Below are 24,249 nucleotides of genomic sequence, written 5' to 3' on the forward strand. Positions count from 1 at the left end.
ACAGGAAAGATTATGTCCGATAAGTTCGACGTTATTGTCATTGGTGCAGGCCCCGGTGGTTACGTTGCTGCCATTAAAGCCGCTCAGTTGGGTCTTAAGACCGCCTGTGTTGAGTCCTGGACTGGTAAAGACGGCAAGAGCCAGGTGCTCGGTGGCACCTGTCTGAACGTAGGCTGTATCCCGTCCAAGGCCCTGCTGGAAGTGACTCACAAGTTTGAGGAAGCCAGCCACGATTACGATTCCATGGGCATCCTGGCCAAGGACGTGAAAATCGACGTTGCCAAGATGATGGAGCGCAAGGCTGGTATCGTTAAGCAGCTGACCGGTGGCATTGCTGGCCTGTTCAAGGCCAATGGCGTCACCTCGATCCACGGCCACGGCAAGCTGTTGGCCGGTCGTAAGGTGGAAGTCACCGACAAGGATGGCAAAACCAAGACCTATGAAGCCGACAACGTGATCATCGCCACCGGTTCCCGGCCGATCGAGATTCCGCCGGCGCCGTTCGACGGTGAGTACATCGTCGATTCCGAGGGTGCGCTGGAGTTTACCGAAGTTCCCAAGCGTCTTGGTGTGATCGGTGCCGGTGTTATTGGTCTGGAGCTGGGTAGCGTCTGGGCCCGCCTGGGTTCAGAAGTAACCGTGATCGAAGCGCAGGACAGTTTCCTGCCGGCGGTTGACCAGCAGTGTGCCAAGGATGCGTTGAAGCAGTTCCAGAAGCAGGGCCTGAACATCGTGATGGGCGCCCGCATGACTGGCGCGGAAGTCAAGCGCAAGCTGGTTAACGTCAGCTACGAAGACTCCAAGGGTAAGCAAGACGCCAAGTTTGACAAGCTGATCGTGGCTGTTGGCCGTCGTCCGTACACCGATGGTGCACTGGCTGAAGACTCCGGCGTGACCATGGATGAGCGGGGCTTTATTTTCGTAGACGACAACTGCAAGACCGAAGCACCGGGTGTCTGGGCCATCGGTGATGTGGTTCGTGGTCCAATGCTGGCCCACAAAGCGTCTGAAGAGGGCGTGATGGTTGCTGAGCGTATTGCCGGGCATAAGCCTCAGGTCAATTACGACTGCATCCCGAATGTCATCTACACCTTCCCTGAGGTTGCCTGGGTCGGCAAGACCGAAGAGCAACTGAAAGCTGAAGGCGAAGAATATAACGTGGGAACCTTCCCGTTTGCGGCGAACGGTCGTGCCATGGCTGCCAATGCCGCTTCCGGTATGGTCAAGATCATCGCAGATGCGAAGACCGACCGTATTCTTGGCTTCCACGTGGTGGGTCCGCAGGCGTCTGAAATCGTTGCCCAGGGCGTGATCGCCATGGAATTCGGTTCAAGCGCAGAAGATCTGGCCCTGACCTGTTTCGCGCACCCGACTCTGTCCGAGTCTGTGCACGAAGCGGCCCTGGCCGTTGCTGGCGGTGCGATTCACGTCGCCAACCGTCGCAAGAAGAAGTAACGCATTGCCGGAATACGGGGCGCCAACTGGGGCGCCCCGCTGCCATCATAACGGCGGCTTTTCGCATGCGTGACCGGCAGGCCGAGGCGATCCCTGGCCTGCCAGAACGAATTCGTTCCAGCTGCACCAATGGCGGTGCACTGACGGGTTCATTTCCGTACGTGGTTATCCTCCATCAATAGACGGGACATTAACTATGAATTTGCACGAATATCAGGGCAAGCAGCTGTTCGCTGAGTACGGCCTGCCCGTATCCAAAGGCATTGCCTGCGATACTCCCAAGGAAGCCGTAGCAGCGGCAGACGAAATCGGCGGTGACGGCTGGGTAGTGAAAGCCCAGGTTCACGCCGGTGGTCGCGGCAAGGCCGGCGGTGTAAAGCTGGTCAAGAGCAAAGAAGAGATCCGTGAATTCGCCGAAAAGTGGCTGGGTAAGAACCTGGTTACCTACCAGACCGACGAAAACGGCCAGCCAGTCAGCAAGATTCTGGTTGAATCCCTCACCGACATCGATCAGGAACTTTACCTGGGCGCTGTGGTAGACCGTGGTTCCCGTCGTATCGTTTTCATGGCCTCCACTGAAGGTGGCGTGGAAATCGAGAAGGTTGCCGAAGAAACTCCGGAAAAGATCCTGAAAGCCGAAATTGATCCGCTGGTCGGCGCGCAGCCGTACCAGGGTCGTGAACTGGCATTCAAGCTTGGCCTGGAAGGCAAGCAGATCGGTCAGTTCACCAAGATTTTCCTGGGCCTGGCCAAACTGTTTGAAGAGTGCGACCTGGCTCTGGTTGAGATCAACCCGCTGGTGATCACCCCGGCTGGTGACCTGCACTGCCTCGACGCCAAAGTAGGTGTAGACGGCAACGCACTGTACCGTCAGAAGAAAATCCACGAGATGCACGATCCCTCCCAGGAAGACTCCCGGGAAGCGGAAGCGGCCAAGTGGGAGCTCAACTATGTTGCGCTGGAAGGCAACATCGGCTGCATGGTTAACGGTGCTGGCCTGGCCATGGGCACCATGGACATCATCAAGCTGTCCGGTGGCCAGCCTGCCAACTTCCTGGACGTAGGCGGCGGCGCAACCAAAGAGCGCGTTACCGAAGCGTTCAAGATCATCCTGTCTGACGACGCAGTACAAGCCGTTCTGGTTAACATCTTCGGTGGTATCGTGCGCTGCGACATGATCGCTGAAGGCATCATCGGTGCTGTTAAGGAAGTGGGTGTTAAAGTACCGGTTGTGGTTCGTCTGGAAGGCAACAACGCTGACCTGGGCGCCAAGGTTCTGGCCGAAAGCGGTCTGAACATCATCGCCGCCACCAGCCTGGCGGATGCCGCAGAGCAAGTCGTTAAAGCCGCAGGGGGTAAATAATGAGCATCCTGATCAACAAAGACACCAAGGTTATCTGCCAGGGCTTTACCGGCGCACAGGGTACTTTCCACTCTGAGCAAGCCATTGCCTACGGCACCAAGATGGTTGGCGGTGTAAGCCCGGGTAAGGGCGGTACCGAGCACCTGGGCCTGCCGGTGTTCAACACCGTCCGTGACGCCGTAGAGCAGACCGGTGCCGAGGCTACCGTGATCTATGTACCGGCGCCGTTCTGTAAAGACGCCATCATTGAAGCGGCTGATGCCGGCATCAAGCTGATCGTATGTATCACTGAAGGCATCCCGACCATCGACATGCTGTACGCCAAAGAATACGTTGACCGCAAAGGCGTTCGCATGATTGGCCCGAACTGCCCGGGTGTCATCACTCCGGACGAGTGCAAGATCGGCATCATGCCAGGCCATATCCACAAGAAGGGTAAGGTTGGCATCGTATCCCGCTCCGGCACCCTGACTTACGAAGCCGTCAAGCAGACTACGGACTACGGTTTCGGCCAGTCTACCTGTATCGGTATCGGTGGTGACCCGATTCCTGGCTCCAACTTCATCGACATTCTGGCCCTGCTGCAGGAAGATCCGGAAACCGAAGCTATCGTGATGATCGGTGAAATCGGTGGTACTGCCGAAGAAGAAGCGGCTGCGTTCATCAAAGAGAACGTCACCAAGCCCGTGGTTTCCTACATTGCCGGTGTTACTGCACCTCCAGGCAAGCGTATGGGCCACGCGGGCGCCATCATCTCTGGTGGTAAGGGTACTGCAGACGAGAAGTTTGCCGCCCTGGAAGACGCCGGTGTTAAAACCGTGCGCAGCCTGGCCGAAATCGGCAAGGCCCTGAAGGAAGTGACCGGCTGGTAATCAGTCCCGTTTCAAGCCTTTAACAAAACCCCCGGATTCGCGAGAATTCCGGGGGTTTTGCGTTATGGCGCCGGTGTTTTATATCGCTTTGCTTAACGCAGCGAGGTGTAAAGACTATAATGCCCGGTCAGCCTGATTTCCTGAGCCACCTCCGGTGGTGAAACCAGGCGCCTAATAAACAGAAATAAGGAGTTCGTGCTTTGAGTTCTGTAGATTCCCAGCAAAGGGTTTTGTCCGGTATGCGACCGACCGGCAAGCTTCACCTCGGCCACTATCACGGTGTGCTGAAAAACTGGGTGAAACTCCAGCACGAGTATGAGTGCTTCTTCTTCGTGGCAGACTGGCACGCCCTGACCACGCAATACGATGATCCCTCAGGCATTGAGCAAAGCGTATGGGATATGGTCATCGACTGGCTGGCGGCCGGAGTTAATCCGGGCTCGTCCACCATGTTTATCCAGTCCCAGGTACCGGAACACGCCGAGCTGCACCTGTTGTTGTCTATGATCACGCCCCTGGGCTGGCTGGAACGCATTCCTACCTACAAGGATCAGCAGGAAAAGCTGCGGGAAAAGGATCTGGCCACCTACGGCTTCCTCGGTTACCCGCTGCTCCAGACTGCGGATATCCTGATGTATCGTGCCGGCAAGGTGCCGGTTGGTGCTGATCAGGTATCCCACGTTGAGATTACCCGTGAAATCGCCCGTCGGTTTAACCACATCTATGGTCGCGAGCCCGGTTTCGAGGAGCAGGCCGAGGCCGCTATCGTCAAGATGGGCAAAAAGAACGCGAAACTCTATCGCAACCTGAAAAAACGGTATCAGGAAGAAGGCGATTTTGAGGCGCTTGAGACCGCACGGGCCCTACTGAAAGAACAGCAGAACATTTCGCTGGGTGACCGCGAGCGGCTATACGGTTTCATTGAAGGCGGCGGCAAGGTGATACTGCCGGAGCCGCAGCCGTTGCTGACGCCGGAATCCAAGATGCCGGGGCTGGACGGACAGAAGATGTCCAAGTCCTACAACAATTACATTGGCTTGCGTGAAGATCCGGACAGTGTTGCTCAAAAGATCCGGACCATGCAAACCGACCCGCAGCGGGTGCGACGGACAGACCCGGGCGAGCCGGAGAAGTGCCCGGTCTGGGGTATGCACAAAGTCTACTCGGACGAGCAGACCTGCCAGTGGGTACAGGAAGGCTGCCGCAGCGCCGGTATTGGCTGCCTGGACTGCAAAAAGCCGCTGATCGATGCCATCATCGAGGAACAGAAGCCGTTGCATGAGCGTGCCCGGGAATACGAGAGCAATCCGGATCTGGTGCATTCCATTCTGCAGGAAGGGCGAGAGCATGCGCGCGATGCCGCCCGTGATACCCTGGAAGAAGTCCGTGCAGCGATGGGGCTCAGCTACCGCTGATTCCTGACTGCCAATAACGTCAAAGGCTGGCAAAGGCATGACCGAAGACACCAGGGAGCCGGAAGAGGCGCAGGCAACGACACCGGAACAGGTGCCGCTGGCGCTCGTATCCGGCAAACCCCTGGTGGATATCCCCAAGGATCTATATATCCCGCCGGATGCCCTCGCGGTTTTTCTGGAGGCCTTTGAGGGGCCGCTGGATTTGCTGCTCTACCTCATTCGCCGCCAGAACATGAATATCCTCGATATTGATGTCAGTGAAATCACACGCCAGTACATGGATTACATTGGTGCGGTGGAAGCGATGCGGTTCGAGCTGGCAGCCGAGTACCTGGTGATGGCTGCAACCCTGGCGGAGATTAAATCCCGTATGTTGCTACCCCGCCAAGAGAGTGACGATGAAGACGATATTGACCCCCGGGCAGAGCTGATTCGCCGGCTGCAGCAGTACGAACGCTTCAAGAAGGCTGCGGAGGATATCGATGAGATCCCGCGCATGGAACGGGATACCTATCCGGCTTCCGCTGCTTTACCGAAGCTTCCGTCATCGCAACCCCATCCGGACGTTGATATGAAGGAGCTGTTACTGGCGTTGCAGGGTGTTTTGCAGAGGGCGGATCTGTTTACCAGCCACCATGTCGAGAAAGAGCGGTTATCGACAAGGGAGCGGATGTCCCACATTCTCTCTGTGCTGCAGGGCGACCGGTTCGTAACATTCGAGAGCCTGTTTACCCTTGAAGAGGGCCGGCTTGGCGTGGTGGTGACCTTTCTTGCCACACTGGAACTGGTGAAAGAACAGCTGATTGAAATCGTTCAGGCGGAAGTGCTCGGCCCCATTCATGTCAGGGCGCGGGCGGCAAGCTGAAGGATCGAGTGACACTATGAACGAAGAACATCTGGCCCGTATTCAGGCTATTGCGGAGGCGGCACTGTTGGCGGCCGGCAAGCCGTTGTCTCTGGAGCAGCTGCGCGAGCTGTTTGGCGAAGATGAGCGCCCGGCCCGGCAGGTGATGGAGCATGCGCTGATGATGCTGGAGCAATCCTGCGAAGGCCGCGGCTTCGAGCTTCGCAAGGTTGCCAGCGGGTACCGATTGCAGGTCAGGGAAGAGTTTGCGCCATGGGTTGGTCGGCTGTATGAGGAAAAGCCCCAGCGTTATTCCCGGGCCCTTCTGGAAACTCTGGCCCTGATTGCCTATCGTCAGCCCATCACCCGTGGCGAGATCGAGGATATTCGTGGTGTTACGGTAAGCAGCAATATCATTCGAACACTGCTTGAGCGAGAATGGGTGCGCGTGGTCGGTCATCGGGATGTCCCTGGGCGGCCTGCCATGTATGCCACCACACGCCAGTTCCTCGATTATTTCAACCTGACCGGGCTGGATGAACTGCCTCCGCTTTCTGAGGTACGTGACCTTGAGGAAATCGGTCGGGAAATAGAGCAGAACATGCAGGGAGAGATCAAATTCGACTCTCCTGATGGTTCCGGTGCCAGTCCGGACTCCGACGCGGAGTCCCAGGCGCCTGAACCGGATCAGACACTTCACTGAAACCCAGGTTTCAGCCCCGTATATCAAGGATATTTACCCTTATGGCGGCAAAAGGCCCCGAAAACAAAACAGCCCGTAGCGATCAGTCTCTAAGTGCAGGTCCGGAGCGGGTGCAGAAACTGCTTGCTCGCGCCGGCGTTGGCTCCCGGCGGGAAGTGGAAGGCTGGATAGATGCCGGTCGACTGCTGGTCAATGGTGTTCCGGTTCAGCCTGGCCAGAAGGCTTCCACTTCTGATCGTTTTGAGCTTGATGGCAAGCTGCTGGACGTGAGTTCAGCTGCTGAAGTTGTGCGTCGGGTGCTGATTTACAACAAGCCGGAAGGTGAGGTGACCAGCCGGAAAGACCCGGAAGGGCGGCCCACGGTGTTTGACCGCCTGCCGCGGCTCAAGGACCAGCGCTGGATCTCCATTGGGCGCCTGGATATCAACACCACCGGTCTGGTGTTGTTTACCACCGACGGTGAGTTGGCGAATCGCTTGATGCATCCTTCCAGTCAGATTGACCGGGAATACGCGGTTCGGGTATTCGGTGAAGTGGATGACGCCATGATTGAGCGCCTGAAGGAAGGTGTGCTGCTTGAAGACGGCATGGCCAAGTTTACCGATATCAGCCCGGCGGGTGGCAAAGGTATGAACCAGTGGTTCCACGTAACCTTGCTGGAAGGTCGCAACCGGGAGGTGCGCCGTCTTTGGGAATCTCAGGGCGTTCGGGTGAGCCGTCTCAAGCGGGTACGGTATGGACCGATCTTCCTGCCCAGCCGGTTGACCATGGGCCGTTGGGAAGAGCTGGATCAGAAGGGTGTTGATGCGCTGAGCCGTGCCGTCGGGCTCGGCAGCGTTGCTGTACCTCAGAAAACTCCGGGAGAGCAGGCTGCCCATGATCGCAAGCGCCGCAAGAGTCCTGGTAAATCGCTTCAACGGACGCGTAAAGGTGGAAGCTGGCAAGTCGCCGATGGTGCGCCGCCAAAAGCCCGGTCAGATTCCCGCGGGAAGCCATCTGCAGGCAAGGGCAGAAAGCCAGCACGCTGAGACCTCTCTTCAGGAAATACTTGCGAATACCCGCGTGCAGTTTCTGCCGGCCGCCTTGGCCCGGTAGAGTGCTTCGTCGGCCCGGGCAAGCCATTGCTCGGGCTGTTCATCCGTCAGATGCATCGCCACACCGCAACTGGCGGTGACCGTCAAAGGTGTTTCACCGCCGTCCACTCGAATGCTTTCAATGGCACCCCGAATTCGATCTGCTACATCACGGGCTTCCTGCTCATTGGTATGAGGCAGGAGAATGGCAAACTCCTCACCACCAAAGCGATAGACCGTGTCGGAATTACGCAGCGCCTGCTCAAGCTTTTCCGCGGTGCGAGCGAGAATGTGGTCGCCAACCACATGGCCGTGGTTGTCGTTAATCAGTTTGAAGTGATCCAGATCGCACAGGATCAGGCTCCAGGGGGCGCCGTGTCTGTCCGCCATGGCGCTGGCGCGCTGGAGCGCTTCGTCCAGTGCCCGTTTGTTGCCAATGCCTGTCAGGGAATCCGTCAGTGCGGTCTGTTCGATGGCAATGAACTGGCAGGCATTTCGAATATGGCAGATCGCACCGGACAGCATCATCTCGATACCCGTCAGTTCCTCTTCGCTGAATCGCTGGCGACGGTGTAACGTCAGAGTGCCATACCGCTGACCTTCCAGAGAGAGACGGTACTCGCAGCGATGGGGCCCACCCATGCCAGTGGAAAAAATGAAGTCCTGGCGGGCGATGCGGTGCCTGTAATTGAGTGAGTCGAAAGGCACCATGTCTGTCATCTCCTCCGCCAGAATCGACAGTTGCGCCTCGAGGGAGAGAGTGGTGCTCAGGCGTCTGGCCAGCCGGGCCATGACATCGGAGGTGTTGTTCCAGTCCTGGAATGACTGCTTCAAAGCGGCAAGCCGCGCGGGGCGGGAAGTGTTTGGCCGGATCGATGTCAGGTTTTTCACAGTAGGACGCTCTGCTGGTGACAAAGTGATTTGCTGTACCAATAAGCAGAAAAAATGCCATAAGATAAAAAGCCAATAAAAACAACAGAAAAGTGCCTCCTATTAAAGTCGATTCCATAAACTGGCAGATAATATTTGCCTGGTTGTCAAAATTCCGGCAGCGGGTTGCCGGTTCTGAAGACGTGCAATCGAAATGTCGGACAAAGGGGTGGGGCTGCCAAAAGCCTGTGATAAACTCCTGCGCTTGAATGTACCAAGCGAGCTGTCGATTTATGAGATTTCAGGCACCGGAAAGCCTATCCGAACAAATTGCCCAGCATCTGGGGCAGCGCATTGTTGTTCGCGATCTCAAGCCGGGAGAGCGAATTCAGGAGCTCAAGGTCGCCGGCGATCTGAATGTCAGCCGCGGCTCCGTGCGTGAGGCTCTGCTGATTCTGGAGCGGCGTCATCTGGTTGAGATCTATCCCCGGCGCGGGGCGGTGGTGTCGGAGCTGACGATAGACTCGGTGAATGCCCTTTACGATATTTACATCGATCTGCTGTGCATGTTGGCTCGCAAGGTGCTGGAGCGTTGGCCAGGTGAACAGCTCGGCGGCATGATGGGGCAGGTTAATGAAATGCAGGCGGTTATTGATGCCCTGAACTCGAATGCGCCCGATGCCGCAGAGCGGGTCATTGAAGCGGGGTTCGGGGTCATGCAGTATGCCTACCGTCTGGTTGACAATCCCTTTCTTGAGGAAACCCTCGAAAACTTCCGTCCCGCCATCAGCCGGACCTACTATGTGGCGCTGGAACATTTCCGGAGTGAGATCGCAGAAACCGGTACCTTCTTCCGTCGTCTGGCCGATGCTGCCGTTGAGGGTGATTCCGAGCGTCTGCAGCGGGTTATTCAGGACTTTGGCGAGCATCAGCGCCACCAGGTTCTGAGCATTCTCACGGAGGAGACCGCCTGATATGCGGCTGAAGTCCATCAAGCTCGCGGGATTCAAATCCTTTGTTGATCCCACTACGGTGCCTTTCCCCTCCAACATGACCGCGGTGGTGGGCCCTAACGGCTGTGGCAAGTCCAATATTATCGATGCTGTTCGCTGGGTAATGGGTGAAAGTTCCGCGAAGTACCTTCGTGGCGAATCGATGACCGACGTTATCTTCAACGGTTCCAGTGCCCGCAAGCCGGTGGGACAGGCGTCTATTGAACTTGTTTTTGACAACAGTGACGGATCGGCGCCCGGCGAGTTTGTGAAGTTCAACGAGATTTCGGTAAAACGCCGGGTTTCCCGGGAAGGGCAATCCGAGTATTTCCTGAATGGCTCCAAATGCCGTCGTCGTGACATTACCGATCTGTTCCTTGGCACTGGTCTCGGGCCGCGCAGTTACGCCATTATCGAGCAGGGCATGATTTCCCGGCTGATTGAGGCGAAACCCGAGGAATTGCGGGTGTACATCGAGGAAGCTGCGGGCATTTCCAAGTACAAGGAACGGAGGCGGGAAACGGAGAACCGTATTCGCCGTACCCAGGAGAACCTGGAGCGGCTGACAGACCTTCGCGAAGAGCTTGGACGTCAACTGCAGCACCTGGAGCGTCAGGCGGCCGCCGCGGAAAAATACAAAGCCTACAAACAGGAAGAGCGCGAAAAGAAAGCCGAGCTAACGGTGTTGCGCTGGAAAGCCCTGGATGACGATCTTCAGACCTGGCGCGGAAAAATCCGCGATACCGAGCTGGAACTTGAGAAGTTCCTGACCGAAAGGGTGAACCTGGAAACTTCCCTGGAATCGCTCCGGCAAGACCACCATGAACGAACCGAGCACTTTAACAGGGCTCAGGCCCGGTACTATGAGGCCGGGGCCGACATTGCCCGTATTGAGCAAAGTCTGGAGCACCAGCGCGAGCGCAGCCGACAGACTGCCGCAGAGCTGGATCAGGCCCTGGCCAACGAGCGCGAATTAGGCCGCGAACTGGAACAGGATGAAGAAAAGCTGGCCACGCTCCGGGAAGAGCTCGACATGATCGAGCCTGAGCAGGAGGCATTGGCGATACGTTCAGAGGAATCGGCCGAGAAGCTCCAGCAGGCAGAAGAGGCCATGAGTGACTGGCAGCACCGCTGGGACGAATTCAGTACCCGTTCATCGGATGCCCGCCGGCAGGCCGAACTGGCGCAATCCCGAATTCGCTCTCTTGAAGACGCCATCGAACAGCTGAAAACCCGACAACAGAAATTGCGCGATGAGCAGGCGCTGCTGGACGGACAATTGGATCGCTCGGAGCTCGAGCAGCTTCTGGAAGAACAGGAAACCCTGGAACTGAAAAGGGAAGAAACCGCGGAGCGTATTCAGCAACTGCAGGATCAGGTGTATTCGAGCCGACAGGCTTTGCGCGACGCCGAACAGAGTTCATCTGAATATCGCCAGACGGTACAAAGCCTCAAAGCCACGATGGAGTCCCAGCAGGCACTGCTGGACGAACAAATGGGTGCAGGCGACGATGCCCTGCAATCGTGGCTGGCCGATCACGGGCTGACCGACGCGCCGCGACTTGCTGCGAAATTGTCGATTGAGGACGGCTGGGAGTTTGCCGTCGAGCAGGTCATTGGCCGCTTCACTCAGGGCCTGACATTGCCGGAATTCGATCAACTGGCTACGGCGCTGGAATCGGCCCCCAAAGGTTTTGCGGTGGTCAGTGACCGTGCCGTTGCCTCCGAAACCCGTGGCCTGGCGGCCAAGGTCAGTGGTGTCGGGGCGATCAGCCAGCTGCTTTCTTCGGTTCAGGCTGCGGATACCCTTTCTGAAGCCATGGCCAACCGATCTGGTCTGGCGCCTGGCGAGAGCATCATCACCCGGGACGGTGTCTGGCTCTCTCGTGACTGGTTGCTGATGCCTGACTCCGATGCTGCTCAGGTTGGTGTGATTGAGCGTCAGAAAAAGGTAACGGAATTGCAGGCAAAGCTGGCGGAAGCAGAAGCCAGGCTGGAGCAGGCAACCGAGCAACTTGAGCATCTCCAGGAGAAGGCGGAGCGTGCCGAAACCGAACGGGACGAGGCTCAAGCCCGCCACAGCGACGTTGAGCGGGAGCTTGGGGCTCTGGCCTCACGTGCCAGTGGTCTGAAAGCCAGGGCAGAGCAGATTGAAGCCCGGCTGTCCCGGATCAGGGAAGACATTGCGGATGTGGGCCTGGCGTTGGAAGAGCAGAACGCCAACCTTCAGGAAGCCCGTGAGGAGTGGGATATTGCACTCGCATCCAGCGAGGACAGCGATGAAGAGAAAGAGCAGTTGCTGGAGCAACGGGATTCTCTGCGGGAAAACCTGGACCGCATGCGCCAGGAAGCCCGGCACGATCGTGATCACGCTCATCAGTTGCAACTTCAGTTGCAGACGCTCCAGAGCCAGCGCGACGGACTGCAGCAAACCATCGACCGGATGCAGATGCAGAAAGAGCGTCTGGAAGAGCGGCTGGATGTACTCAGGGAATCCCGCGAAAGTGCCGAGGAGCCTATTGAGGATCTCCAGTTGCAACTTGAAGGGTTGCTGGAACGACGACTGGCCGAAGAAGAAAAGCTCAGTGCCGCCCGGGATGCCCTGGAAGAGATTGATCGACAGGTTCGTGATCGCGAACAGGGGCGGAGCCGAACCGAGCATCAGGTTCAGGAAATCCGGGCTCGGCTGGAAAAACTGAAGATGGAATCCCAGGCCCTGGAAATTCGCTCCGGCAACCATGTTGAGCAGCTCAAGGAACTCGACGTTAAACTCCAGGAAGTTCTCGAACAGCTGCCAGAGGATGCTGAAGAAAAGGTCTGGGCCGAAGAGCTGGAGAAAATCGGTAACCGTATCCAGCGCCTGGGAGCAATTAACCTCGCGGCCATTGAAGAGTATCAGGTACAAAGCGAGCGAAAGACCTACCTGGACGAGCAGCACAACGACCTGATGGAAGCGCTGGAAACCCTGGACAATGCTATCCGGAAAATTGACCGGGAAACCCGGCAGCGCTTCAAAGAGACGTTTGATCAGGTGAATGGCGGCCTGCAGGCCCTTTTCCCGAAAGTATTCGGTGGTGGCAATGCCTATCTCGAGTTGACCGGGGAAGACTTGCTGGAGACTGGCGTGGCCATCATGGCGAGGCCGCCGGGCAAGAAGAACAGCACCATCCACCTGTTGTCGGGGGGTGAGAAGGCGCTGACAGCCATCGCGCTTGTGTTCTCGATTTTCCAGCTCAATCCCGCTCCGTTCTGTATGCTGGACGAAGTGGACGCGCCGCTGGACGACGCCAACGTGGGTCGCTACGCGAATATGGTTAAGGAGATGTCGAAACAGGTTCAGTTCATCTACATTACCCATAACAAGATCGCCATGGAGATGGCGGATCAGTTAATGGGGGTCACCATGCACGAACCCGGCTGCTCGCGGCTGGTATCTGTTGATGTGGATGAGGCCGCCGCGCTGGCTGAGGCCTGATAGGCGCAGTGGTTGGTGAAATGCTCGCCAACCATGACAATAACGCCATCTGGGCCCGGTGTGCGTTGTATTCATTACGGGCTTTTCTTAGAGTAGCAACGTTCCAAACTGCAAACAGGACAGCAGCATTATGTCACTTAGGGAATGGTTAATTGCCATAGGTACCCTGGTTATTATTGGAATTGTGATTGACGGTGTGCGCCGTATGCGGCGTGCCCGGAAGGAATCCATGGCCATTTCGTCCGGTATGGGGGCTGACGAACTCAAGGATTCCCCGCTGGATGATGACTTCAACCCGGAATTGCCAAACGGTGGTGCTCGCACGGTTTCCCGCTCGACATTGGAAGACCGGGGCTATCTGAAGCGCGATATGTCCGCCCCCGTAAGTGCCGATGAAGAAGACGATGTTACCCCGGAATCCGGCTGGAGCGCCCGAGATGGGGATGAAGATGATGGCATCCTGAGTCCGCCGAGGGTTATGAAACCGGGAATAGAAGAACCCGAGTCCCTTGAGCCCGAGGTGACCAGCACTCCGGAACCAGAAGCGGATAAACCGAAAACCAGGCCCGCCCGGCCTGAAAAGGCCAAAGCCGAACCCAGAGCGGAAGAGCCGCCGGTGGCTACCACCGAAGTTGAGGAAGATACCGCCCGGCGAACGCCTGGGAAACCGCGCAAGAATCAGCCCCTCGCTGGAGCCAATCGCCCCGAGGCCAGGGAAGTGCTGGTGATCAATGTATTGGCTCGCAGCGGTGAGCAGTTCCAGGGCAGCAAGCTCAAGAGCCTGTTTGAGGCCTGCGGCCTGGAGCATGGCGATATGGACATCTACCACCGCCATGAATCTGAGGACACCACCACGCCTGTGCAATTCAGCGTGGCCAACGCCGTGGAGCCGGGCACCTTTCGCCCTCAGGACATGGCCGGGCTCAGCACCCCCGGTATCAGTTTCTTCATGAGCCTGCCAGGGCCCACCAATGCGTTGCAGGCCTTCGAGTTCATGCTTGAAACCGCCCAGTGTGTGGTGCGAAACCTCGGTGGTGAACTGAAAGACGAGCGTCGAAGCGTGATGACACCGCAAACCATTGAGCACTGTCGCCAGCGCATTCGTGAGTTTGAACGCAAACAGCGCTCCCAGCGAGCCTAGCAGCCCGTCCGGACCCCAGACCCGATGACTAACGTTCCCGAAGCTATCCGGAAGCGCGTGGATTCTCTGCGCGCTACCCTCGAAGACCACAATTACTACTACTACGTTCTGGACGACCCCAGGATTCCCGATGCTGAGTACGATCGGTTGTTTCGGGAACTGCAGGATCTGGAAGCCGAACACCCGGAACTGGCCTCAGAGGATTCCCCCACCCGTCGGGTAGGCAGCAGCGCTGAGACCAGTTTCGAAGAAGTTACGCACCGCCTGCCAATGCTGTCGCTGGATAATGCCTTCAGCGAGGACGAACTGCGGGATTTTGATCGTCGGGTTCGTGACCGGCTGGGTGAGGACGGCACCATTGAGTATGTCTGTGAGCCCAAACTTGATGGTCTCGCCGTCAGTCTGCACTACGAAAATGGCACCTTAACCCGCGCCGCTACCCGGGGCGATGGCTATACCGGCGAGGATATCACCGCCAATATTCGCACGATTCCGTCGGTACCCCTCAAACTGCGCGGCTCGGGATACCCGGATCTTGTTGAGGTTCGGGGCGAGGTCTACATGCCCCGTGCCGGTTTCGAGAAACTCAACGAGCGGCTGGCAGAGCAGGGCGAGAAGACCTTTGTGAACCCCCGCAACGCTGCCGCCGGAAGTCTGCGCCAGAAGAAATCGACCGTAACCGCCAAGCGTCCGTTGGAGCTGTGTGCTTATAGTATGGCGGTGACCGATGAAACTGTACTGCCGGAAACCCATTGGGACAGCCTGCAGCTTGTCCGGGGCTGGGGCTTCCGGATCAATCCGGAAATGCGCAAGGCCGAGGGCGTGGAAGCCTGTCTGGATGCCTACAACGAATTGATGGCCAAGCGCGACAGCCTGCCCTACGAAATCGACGGCATCGTGTTCAAGGTAAACCGTCTGGATTTCCAGCAGGAGCTGGGGTTCGTTTCCCGCGCCCCGCGCTGGGCGATCGCCCACAAGTTTCCAGCCCAGGAAGAGCTGACGGTTATTGAAGATGTGGAATTCCAGGTGGGCCGAACCGGAGCGGTAACACCGGTAGCCCGCCTGAAACCGGTGTTTGTCGGCGGCGTCACGGTATCAAATGCGACCCTGCACAACATGGACGAGATCCGGCGCCTGGATGTTCATATCGGGGACACGGTGTTCATTCGCCGGGCCGGGGATGTAATCCCGCAAGTGGTGAAGGTGGTGCCGGAAAAGCGCCCGGCCAAGGCGTCGATGGTTAAAATGCCAGAGCATTGCCCGGTCTGTGGCTCAGATATAGTCCAGATTGAAGGGGAAGCCGTTGCCCGGTGTTCCGGCGGTCTGTACTGCCCGGCTCAGCGCAAGGAAGCAATCCGGCATTATGCCTCCCGGAAGGCCATGGATATTGAGGGCCTTGGGGACCGGCTGATCGAGGTGTTGGTAGACGAGGGCATGGTCAGCACCGTGGCGGATCTTTATCGCCTGACGAAATTCCAGATTGCCAGCCTGGAGCGTATGGGCGACAAATCTGCGGCAAATCTGATTGCCGCCATCGATCGCTCCCGGGAACCGGTGCTTTGGCGGTTCCTTTATGCACTTGGCATTCGTGAAGTGGGTGAGGCCACCGCCAAGGGGCTGGCAGCCCATTTCGGCACGTTGGAAGCGATTTCCCAAGCGGATGAGGAGACTCTGCAGACGGTACCTGACGTCGGGCCGATTGTGGCCGGTCATATCCGGAGCTTCTTTGATCAGCCCCACAATCAGGAAACACTGGCGGCTCTGAAAGAGGCAGGTGTCACCTGGCAGGAAGAGCAGGTGCTTTCGGCGGATGAACAGCCCCTCAATGGTCAGACCTGGGTATTGACCGGTACTCTCTCCGGCATGACACGGGATCAGGCCAAGGAAAAGCTTGAGCAGCTCGGTGCCAAAGTTGCTGGTAGTGTCTCCAAAAAAACCGCCTGCGTTGTCGCAGGCGAGGCCGCCGGCTCCAAACTGACCAAGGCTGAGCAGTTGGGGGTGCCGGTGTTGGACGAGGAAGGGCTGGCCAACCTGCTACGGGAGCATGGTCTGGAGGTCTGAGGGCAGCTGGCCAAAGAATCTGAGAACTCGCGCAGGTCGCTCCGGATTCAAATTGGCTACCATGGCGTTAATCTGTAACGGTGTGTAAACCGGGTGCCAGGCACCCGGGCACGGCCATAACAATAACGTCATGAAACGGATTTTTGCATGCGCGCCGATTTGTTCTTCCACTCAACCGCCTCGGGCCGCCTCCTTGGTGTTGCCCTGATTGCCCTGGCAGCAGCCGGCTGCAAGACCGAAAAAGATCCTGACCAGCCCACTTTGTTGGGGGCGCCACCGACCACCGCCTATCTGGGGGTGGAGTATTACTACAACTGGGGTGCCTATGGCGGTGAAAGCATACTCGATTACTCGCTGACCAATGCGCCATCCTGGCTTGCGCTGGAAGACACCAGCAATAAGGCGCGTCAGGGTATTATCATGCGCGGTGTGCCTGGGTTATCCGGGGGCAACCGGGGTGAAGCTGATCTTGGCCAGACCGAGAATATCGAGATAGTCACCACGGACGGCCGCATGGCGGGTTTTCAGCCGTTTGATATTGAAGTCAAGCGGAACGTAATTACCCTCGACGGAGCCAACCTGAAAGAAGGTGAAAGTCAGGCGTCTGAAGATGAGTCGGAAGAGCGGTGTGCGGTGCCTGAGCTGGATGCCGGTTCCTATTCTTACGAGCTCCAGAAGTTCACGGATGAGGGCGCGCCGGATGGAACTGAGTCAGTCACCTACCCAACCAAGCGCGCGTATGTAAAAGTAAATCTGGATCAACCCTCGGTTACCGAAGTCAAAATCGCCTTTGAGCTACGTTCTGATTTCGACCCAACTGCCTGTGACAATGACGAAACTGATCCCGCCCATCAGGACTGCAAATATAGCCGCGCCAACACCGGTGCGATTATTATCGGCGAAGACCTCGTTGCGCTCAGCGACGAACTGAATCACCCCGTTGATAAAGAGGGTAACCCCCTCGAGTACGTCGAATATGATACGACTGGCAATACGGTAACCAGCGGTGTTGTGACACTGAAGCCCGGTCTCACCGAGTGCTACATTCCCTTTGAAGTGGTTGACGACCTGATTCCCGAGCCAACAGAAGTGGCGACCATGGTTCTGACCGAAGTACGCCAGGGCATTGCCTCGCTGGGCAATGGTAGTGTTGAGGTCAAAGCCAACCTTTCAATTGAGGATAACGAGCCGCTACTCAGCATAGAAACCGTCAATGGCGGTAGTCGCGATACGATCAATACCGAGACGACTCGTGAGTATCGCGCCATTCTCACGGGTGACCGTAAAACCCTGTTCAGAGCCAAGCTGACAAGAATTGGTGAGCTGACCGGTGTTGTCGAGGACGAGACTTTCGAGATTGTTGAGAAGAATGCTCAGGGTACCTACGACCCAATTGAGGAGCTGGTATTCCCGCTGGAGCAGGATGAAATCACCTTTGGTGTGCGTGCGCTTGTTTACAACAATCTTCAGGATGAATTGGACGACAACGCTGCGCCTATTGGCGTCGATGTAAATTACCAGGCTGGCCGGGCCGGATATGCGAGGGGCGAGTCTGAAACACTGCTGAGGCTGAACCTGAACCGTCTGATTGAACCGCTGGTCTGGAGTGATGGCTTTATGGCAACGGATGTGGCGCTGGGCCATGAGGGTCGCGTATTCGTTGCGGGTTACCTACCAGGAAACAACCAGGTTCAGGTCCGCATTTATGATCAGGCAGGTATGGAGCTGCAGATTGTTGACGTGACAGACCCGGCGATAACACTGCAACCTTCAGACGTATTCCTGGACGTAGGTGTAAGAACGGTCACTGAAAACAATAACCGTGTGAATCGTTATGAAATTGCCGTTGCTTTCAGCTCTGACCAAACAGCGCCGGGAGCTCCGGTTGGCGGGTCTGATGCGGTAACGGCCCTGTTTCATTATGACGGTGCTTCGGGGAACTATCTTCCCAGCTGGACCGGAAACAATATCTTCAGGATTGGAACGCCGGCGGACGATTCAGTGCGATGGGTGGGTATTAACGGCACCACTGGCTATGTGTTGGTGGGCGGTGAAACCCGCGGTGCATGGAATAACGGTGCCTACCAGGGCGGCACCGACAGTTTCCTGGCCCGCATTGATACGGCGGAGAACGCAGGAGCTCTGGAGCCGACCCTGGCCTGGACGCGGCAGGTTGGCTCATCAGGTGATGAGACGGTAGTCGGTGGTAGCTCACAAGGCTCCCTGGCTCTGTTGTTCGGGGCGTCGCCAATGACGCTGGATGGCCTGGGAAATGTTGGCCCGTATTTCTTCAATGGCAACACCGGAGAGTCACCGACCGTGTATCAGGTGGGTGAAGACAGTTCTGAATCGCTCGGGGACGGTCTGTATGGTGGTGCCGGGGTGGTGCTGGTCGGCGACGCACCCTATAGCTACCGATTCCGTGAAGCTCAGCCAGAGGATGCCGGTACCGAAAATGCGGAGGATGAGATTATTCGCTCGCGGTTGGATAATCGGGCCGGCTTTGTTTTGGGATTCAATACGTCAGGCGAACCTCTGAGCGCGTACACCGTTGATGATGCGGGCGATCTATCCAACGAATTCCTGACCAGTGGTGTCCGGTTTGAGGGTGATATTGTGGTGTCGGGCAATACCAACGGGAGCTTTGTTGAAGGCCAGGCGGCGCCGGTGACTGGCACAGAGAGTATCCTGGCGAGAGTGGATACATCCGAATCTGGCGTAGCCTTCCGCAACTGGCGTAGGCAACTGGCATTCGAAGGTCTGGACATTCTCGATCTGGAGAATTACCGCGACGATGAAGTGGTGGCGTTGGTAAACCGAAATGGCGAAAGGATGCTGCTTGTTTTCAGCCCGGAAGGTGAGTTACTGACACCGATAACGCCGTAATCCTCCGGGTTGCAGGTCCGGGGTGGGTCAGACTGCCCCTTCCTGTCGGCCCCCATTGGCATAGAGCTTCAGGTAGTCGGTGCTGGTGACCACGCCGGCGGGTTGTCCGGCAGCATTGATGACCAGGGCCGCATTCAGCCGGTGAGCGAGCATCAGGCGTGCCAGTTGATGGGCATCGGTTTCGGGAGATGCAGTCAGAAAAGCCGGAAGTTCAATGTGAATCAGGCTTTGGTTCAAAGCTTCCGAACTGTTCTCGTGAATCCACGAAAGAAGCCATCGCAGGTCGATCAGGCCTGCGACATTGTTATCCGAGAGCACGACCAGATGGTGAACGCCGTGTTCTTCCATGGTCTCCAGTGCCTCTGCGACGGTGGCAGAAGCAGGAACCGAAAACTGCGCTGGCGAGCTGATGTCGGCGACGGGCAGGTAAACCCTTTCCTCCCGACGTTCGCCCGCAGCAGCGGCACCATACTCCTGAAGTGCCCGGAAGCTGCTACCACCACCGCCGCTGTGCACGGCCTGCTGGAACTCGGCGTCGGTAGCCTCGCTGTGTTCGGCAGAAATGGACGCAGACTCCGACAGCTCGGTGACATCGCCCACCCGGCGACTTCGGAACGCTTCGGGTAACCGGGTCCCGATCGGGCGTCCGGGTTCACTGACGAAAATGGACATGGTTCCACCTCTCCGGGGATTTCCCCTTTACTGCCACCTTATGAAGGTTTATCGGCCGCCGGACCGTTCGCTATAGCTCAAGTTTATTACTATACGGTTAGTTGGTTCCGGTAAAGGCGTCCCGTTTCCACACCACGGGCGAGCCGGGTATTCAGGCAGGCCGGTTGCTGGCAGATCCGGTCGGCCAGATATTCCGCCAGCAGGGGAGCCCACACCAGGCCTTTGCTGCCTAAACCGGTGAGCAGATACACGCCGGTCCGGGATATCTCATTGTTGTCGGGGCACGGACCTGCCACCGGCTGATAGTCGTGTGTGGCGCAGCGGAATGCGACGCGTCCCTCCAGGTGTTCTGCCTGTATGTGCTCTGAGATGTTTATGGAGGGCAGCAGTTCCCGAAGCTGGTCCAGGTTTTCCTGATGTCCCTCGGGCGTTGGTTCGGGGTTATCGTCGCGAAGATCAAATGTGGCACCGGTTATGGCACTGCCGTCATAAGCGGGGTTCAGGTATTTGGTGCCACAAATGACTACGTCTGGAAACCGGCAGCCGTCTGCGGGTATACGAGTGACCTGTCCGCGAATGGGCTTGAGGCGCAGCGACTGACCCTCAGGTACAGGCGCGAGGGCAGTGCTTTCATGGCCGGCAGCAACCACAACCTTTGCGGCTCTGAGAGATCTCCCGTCACTGGCCTGAATGACCCAGTGGTTGTCTGTCCACCTCAGCGTATCGGCCTTGAATCCGAAAATCGTGCGGATGAGCGGGTGCTCAATCAGCGTTTTGCACGCACGGGCCGGTTGTAACCACCCGGAACCCGGAAACCATAGCCCTTCGCACTGGACCGGTATGCCGGCAATACGACTAGCTTCTGTGGGTGATACGGCAGCCAGCAGGTTTTCGGGGTAGCTGCTGCGTTCCAGAAACCGCTTTTGGCGATCCTGCTCCTGGTCTGTGGCTGCGAGCTGCAGCAACCCGCATGGGTACCAGAACTCGCCCTGCCAGCGTTGGTAGAAGCGCTGACTGAAGCAAAGCGCGGTGGCTGCGAGCTCTGTCTGGTCGTTGTACTCGACACCGAGTTTTACATACAGGGCACCCTGGTCATTACCGGAAGCTCCTGCACCGGGGCCACTGGCCTGGTCGGCAAGCACCACCGGAACGCCCCGTTCCGCCAGGTTGCGAGCCAGAGCGGCACCGGCGATCCCGGCGCCAATGATGACGATGGGGTCAGTTCCGACAGTGGGGGCAGTGACCTCTTTCGACGTTGGCAGTCTGCCGGTCAGCATTTCCCGCTTGCGCCCGAAGCCGGGAACTTTCGCCATCTCAAAGCCTTCATCTGCCAGCGCACGACGAACCCTGCCGACCGAGGTGAAGGTGGCCAGGGTGGTGCCGGGCTGGCTGTGAGCCCGGATCTGATGAATGGCTTTTTCAAGCCACATGTCCGGGTTCAGCGACGGCGCAAATCCATCAAGGAACCAGGCGTCGGCCACGAATTCCAGTTCGTTCCAGGCGTCCAGTACATCGCCAAAACAGAGGGTAAGCCTGATCGCGCCGCCTCCAAGTACAAGGCGGTGAGTGCCTTTGATCAGTGGTGGGTAGTTGTCAATCAGCTCCCGTGCAAGGGGCTGCAGCCCCGGCCAGCTCTCCAGGGCCTTTTCCAGATCGGCCAGAGACAGGGGGTAACGTTCCACCGAGATGAAGTGAAGAATTGCGTGGCCTTTATCGTCAGGTCGTTGAGCCAGCCACTCGGCCCAGGTCGCCAGGAAGTTGAGCCCGGTTCCGAAACCTGTCTCGGCGATCACAAAGTGGCTGTTCCTGTCGAGTTTCGCGAAGCGCCCGGGTAGTCCATTTCTTTCGATGAACACGTAACGGGTTTCGGCCAGACCGTCATCTCTGCTGAAGTAAACGTCGCCAAAGCGCGCTGATTCAGGCACTCCGTCTCGCCATATCAGCTCCGCCGGTTCCATTGCCGGCGGACGAAGGTCGTTGATCATGGGGCTCAGTTGTCTTTTGTGATTTCTTCGGCGGACTCGATGATGACCGGGCTCACGGGAACATCGGCCATTCCGCGCTGGTAGCCGGTCTGGACCCCTGCGATACGATCAATCACACCCATGCCATCGGTCACCTTGCCGAAAACCGCATAGCCCGGGCCCCGAACTCCGGCGTTCAGGAAATCATTATTGGCCACATTGATGAAAAACTGGCTGGTGGCAGAATCCGGTGCATTGGTTCGGGCCATGGCGATGGTGCCGCGAAGGTTGGGCAGGGTGCTGGTGGCTTCATTCACAATCGGGGTTCTGGTTTTTTTGCGTCCAAGATTCTCATCGAATCCTCCGCCCTGGACCATGAAGCCGGGAATCACTCGGTGAAAGATGGTGCCATCGTAAAAACCGCTGTTTACGTAAGCCAGAAAGTTTTCCACGGTTTTGGGCGCAACATCGGGCCGAAGCTGAAGCACAAAAGGGCCCTCCGTCGTTACAAAACGGACCTCAGGAAGTGCCGGTTCCTCGTTCTGGGCCATGGCTGGTGAGGTGGTCAGCAGAGTGGCAACGAAGGCAAACAGGACAGACATCACAATCGGGACGAGTTTTACGGGATTTGTCATTTCAAGGCAGCTCTCTGTTACAGGTGGTGACCAGAATACTGAGATAATCCGGTTATTACGTAGTTTGTGCAGATCTTAACAGATCATTACGCCATTAAGGGCAAATCAGAACAGCACGCTCAGAGGTTGTGGGCTACGCTTCACTTGACTGTTGAATACCGGGCCGGGTTGTACGGTGATCACTGATACTGCAGGAGGAATCTGGTGAGAATCCGTCAGGGTTTTGAAGAGAAATCCCGGCTTGGCCGGTTGCTGATCAATCGTGGCTACCTGTCTGAAGGTCAGCTGGAAGAAGGGCTTCGTGCGCAGAGGGAAACCGGGCAGCGCCTTGGTGAGGTGTTAATTGCTGCCGGCTGGATCTCAGAGAGGGAACTCCACCGCGTACTCAAGCATCAGTCGCGTTACCGCAATGCAGCAGCGCTGGTTACCATGGTCACCTTGCCATTTCAGCCCCTGGTGTCACTGGCGTCCAGCAACACCAATGCAGCGCAGATAGGCGCCGGAGCGGGCGAACTCTACGAGCGGAGCGGACTCACCCCCCTCTCGGAAGAGGAAATGTCAGGGGTGTCTGCACAAAGCGGTATTGGCCTGATGGAGCGCCTGGAGGCCGTGTCTTCCATGCCCGCCAGCGCCCGGGACGATCTCTCAGGAGAATCTCCCGATGTCGACGTGGTGGAAGGGATCAGGCTGGCGGCAAATGTATTCGTGCCGGTGCTCAGTTTTCTGGATTCAGACCTTACAATTACGGGTGTGCATTACCGGGACTCAGAGCCTCGCTACTCGCTACAGGAAGACGGAGGCCTGAGGCTGGCATTTCCCGAGCGTATCGAGGAAATCCGGATGGATAATATTCGCGTGATGGGCGGCCAGACTCCACCCATGGGCAATGTCAGCATTCGCGATATCCGCTTTCACCCGGATTCCCAGATGACCATCTATACGCGTTGAAGACCTTGCCCTGAAACGAAAAATGCCCGGAAGATCTCCGGGCATTTCGTTGTCTGTGAGCGATGGGTGTATCAGGCGCTGGCCAGAATATTGGTGCTTGAGACGTTGGTCTGCTGGCCTTTGGCACCATAGAGCTTCTGCTGGGCGGAAGCACCTCGGAAGATGTCGGTAAGGCGTGACAGGCGCTTTTGCAGGTGGCCAAGAATTCGGCCGTTGTTCTGGTTCACGGCCTGGCATTCGCGCAGACGGGTGTCGGCGTCTTTCCAGAGTTGGTGCAGCTCATCCATGCCAGCGGCGCGAATGAAGCGTGATGGCTCTCCTGCATTGGGCTTGTAGCCCATATTCACCAGCAGGTGAATTTTCTTTTTGGCGCGGTCGCGTATGCCTTCAAGAATCTGGTTTTTCCGGCTGGTCATTTCCTGGAGGGGCTGGATATCCGCAGAGGAGAGCACGGATTTTTCCTGGTGGAGTACTTCCGCCAGCAACTCAAGCTGGCGGATATCTTCCTGAAGAATCGCTTTCAACTGTTCATGTGCAGTCATGCTTTACTCACCCGAAAATGCTTTTATCCATCTCAAGCATTTTCTGGGCCAGTTTCTGGGCATCTACCTTGTAAGTGCCGTTCTCAAGAGCAGAACGAATCTGTTCGATGCGATCATCGTCCATTTCGGGGTAGTCCCCCAGCTTCTGCTCAAGTTGCTTCAGGTTTTTCGCCTGATTGCTCAGGTTCACGTTCTCGCCACGGGCAGCGGGGCTCTGGGCCTTGGCTTGCTCGCCTGTGGGTGCCTGTGACGTTTGATTGCCTGAGGCTTTGTCGGCCGTGGTGCGCGTGGTGTTGACCTGGCCGGGGCCAATTCCATTTAAGTCAACTGACATATCA

General features: G+C 57.4%; 19 protein-coding genes. 13 read left to right on the top strand and 6 right to left on the bottom strand.

The features are described 5' to 3' along the window. Window positions 1–12: 12 nt before the first annotated feature. The 7 genes from lpdA to rluB all read left to right on the top strand — a co-directional run bounded on the left by lpdA (window position 13) and on the right by rluB (window position 7,680). Window positions 13–1,455 (top strand): dihydrolipoyl dehydrogenase, encoded by a 1,443-nt coding sequence (gene lpdA, locus Q674_RS25835; RefSeq protein ID WP_011784664.1) that lies wholly within the window; start codon window positions 13–15, stop codon window positions 1,453–1,455. Window positions 1,456–1,651: 196 nt separating this feature from the next. Continuing rightward, complete coding sequence (gene sucC / locus Q674_RS25840) at window positions 1,652–2,818, top strand: ADP-forming succinate--CoA ligase subunit beta (protein WP_023008220.1); 1,167 nt, start codon at window positions 1,652–1,654, stop codon at window positions 2,816–2,818. Beyond that, on the top strand, window positions 2,818–3,690 hold the full coding sequence (gene sucD / locus Q674_RS25845) for a succinate--CoA ligase subunit alpha (RefSeq protein WP_023008221.1): 873 nt from the start codon (window positions 2,818–2,820) through the stop codon (window positions 3,688–3,690). The genes sucC and sucD overlap by 1 nt, the downstream gene beginning before the upstream one ends. Before the next feature lie 200 nt (window positions 3,691–3,890). Next, window positions 3,891–5,105: a tryptophan--tRNA ligase gene (locus tag Q674_RS25850; RefSeq protein ID WP_011784667.1), complete on the top strand. Its 1,215-nt coding sequence runs from the start codon at window positions 3,891–3,893 to the stop codon at window positions 5,103–5,105. A 37-nt stretch (window positions 5,106–5,142) separates the two neighbouring features. Then, window positions 5,143–5,970, top strand: a complete 828-nt coding sequence (locus Q674_RS25855) for a segregation and condensation protein A (protein WP_011784668.1) — start codon at window positions 5,143–5,145, stop codon at window positions 5,968–5,970. Between the two features lie 16 nt (window positions 5,971–5,986). Continuing rightward, window positions 5,987–6,652, top strand: coding sequence for an SMC-Scp complex subunit ScpB (scpB, locus tag Q674_RS25860; RefSeq protein WP_014421715.1), 666 nt, complete (start codon window positions 5,987–5,989; stop codon window positions 6,650–6,652). 41 nt (window positions 6,653–6,693) lie between these two features. Continuing rightward, entirely contained in the window at window positions 6,694–7,680 is a 987-nt protein-coding gene (rluB, locus tag Q674_RS25865) for a 23S rRNA pseudouridine(2605) synthase RluB (protein ID WP_023008222.1), read from the top strand. A 9-nt stretch (window positions 7,681–7,689) separates the two neighbouring features. On the opposite strand, the gene Q674_RS25870 is transcribed toward rluB, so the two are convergent. After that, entirely contained in the window at window positions 7,690–8,616 is a 927-nt protein-coding gene (locus tag Q674_RS25870) for a GGDEF domain-containing protein (protein ID WP_023008223.1), read from the bottom strand. A 272-nt stretch (window positions 8,617–8,888) separates the two neighbouring features. Here Q674_RS25870 and Q674_RS25875 point away from each other — a divergent pair, with 272 nt between their 5' ends. From Q674_RS25875 to Q674_RS25895, 5 genes are all read left to right on the top strand, one after another. Then, complete coding sequence (locus tag Q674_RS25875) at window positions 8,889–9,569, top strand: GntR family transcriptional regulator (RefSeq protein ID WP_023008224.1); 681 nt, start codon at window positions 8,889–8,891, stop codon at window positions 9,567–9,569. A gap of 1 nt (window position 9,570) precedes the next feature. Beyond that, a complete protein-coding gene (smc, locus tag Q674_RS25880) occupies window positions 9,571–13,062 on the top strand; it encodes a chromosome segregation protein SMC (protein WP_023008225.1) in 3,492 nt (1,163 codons plus the stop codon). A gap of 130 nt (window positions 13,063–13,192) precedes the next feature. After that, complete coding sequence (zipA, locus tag Q674_RS25885) at window positions 13,193–14,203, top strand: cell division protein ZipA (RefSeq protein WP_023008226.1); 1,011 nt, start codon at window positions 13,193–13,195, stop codon at window positions 14,201–14,203. Window positions 14,204–14,227: 24 nt separating this feature from the next. Further along, window positions 14,228–16,264: an NAD-dependent DNA ligase LigA gene (gene ligA / locus Q674_RS25890; protein WP_023008227.1), complete on the top strand. Its 2,037-nt coding sequence runs from the start codon at window positions 14,228–14,230 to the stop codon at window positions 16,262–16,264. A gap of 147 nt (window positions 16,265–16,411) precedes the next feature. After that, the gene (locus Q674_RS25895; RefSeq protein WP_023008228.1) at window positions 16,412–19,150 is read left to right on the top strand and encodes a hypothetical protein; all 2,739 of its coding nucleotides are present in this window, start codon (window positions 16,412–16,414) and stop codon (window positions 19,148–19,150) included. A gap of 27 nt (window positions 19,151–19,177) precedes the next feature. Here Q674_RS25895 and Q674_RS25900 read toward each other — a convergent pair whose 3' ends face one another. The 3 genes from Q674_RS25900 to Q674_RS25910 form a co-directional block, all read right to left on the bottom strand. Beyond that, on the bottom strand, window positions 19,178–19,822 hold the full coding sequence (locus Q674_RS25900; RefSeq protein ID WP_011784677.1) for a CBS domain-containing protein: 645 nt from the start codon (window positions 19,820–19,822) through the stop codon (window positions 19,178–19,180). Window positions 19,823–19,911: 89 nt separating this feature from the next. Continuing rightward, the gene (mnmC, locus tag Q674_RS25905; RefSeq protein WP_023008229.1) at window positions 19,912–21,807 is read right to left on the bottom strand and encodes a bifunctional tRNA (5-methylaminomethyl-2-thiouridine)(34)-methyltransferase MnmD/FAD-dependent 5-carboxymethylaminomethyl-2-thiouridine(34) oxidoreductase MnmC; all 1,896 of its coding nucleotides are present in this window, start codon (window positions 21,805–21,807) and stop codon (window positions 19,912–19,914) included. A 5-nt stretch (window positions 21,808–21,812) separates the two neighbouring features. Next, the gene (locus Q674_RS25910) at window positions 21,813–22,421 is read right to left on the bottom strand and encodes a peptidylprolyl isomerase (RefSeq protein ID WP_023008230.1); all 609 of its coding nucleotides are present in this window, start codon (window positions 22,419–22,421) and stop codon (window positions 21,813–21,815) included. 204 nt (window positions 22,422–22,625) lie between these two features. Here Q674_RS25910 and Q674_RS25915 point away from each other — a divergent pair, with 204 nt between their 5' ends. Next, complete coding sequence (locus Q674_RS25915; protein WP_014421704.1) at window positions 22,626–23,369, top strand: hypothetical protein; 744 nt, start codon at window positions 22,626–22,628, stop codon at window positions 23,367–23,369. A gap of 71 nt (window positions 23,370–23,440) precedes the next feature. On the opposite strand, the gene Q674_RS25920 is transcribed toward Q674_RS25915, so the two are convergent. Further along, complete coding sequence (locus Q674_RS25920) at window positions 23,441–23,911, bottom strand: flagella synthesis protein FlgN (protein WP_011784681.1); 471 nt, start codon at window positions 23,909–23,911, stop codon at window positions 23,441–23,443. Between the two features lie 7 nt (window positions 23,912–23,918). Continuing rightward, window positions 23,919–24,245, bottom strand: a complete 327-nt coding sequence (gene flgM / locus Q674_RS25925) for a flagellar biosynthesis anti-sigma factor FlgM (protein ID WP_011784682.1) — start codon at window positions 24,243–24,245, stop codon at window positions 23,919–23,921. Between the last annotated feature and the right edge of the window lie 4 nt (window positions 24,246–24,249).

The organism is Marinobacter sp. EVN1, from assembly GCF_000475375.1.
Classification (GTDB): Bacteria; Pseudomonadota; Gammaproteobacteria; order Pseudomonadales; family Oleiphilaceae; genus Marinobacter; species Marinobacter nauticus.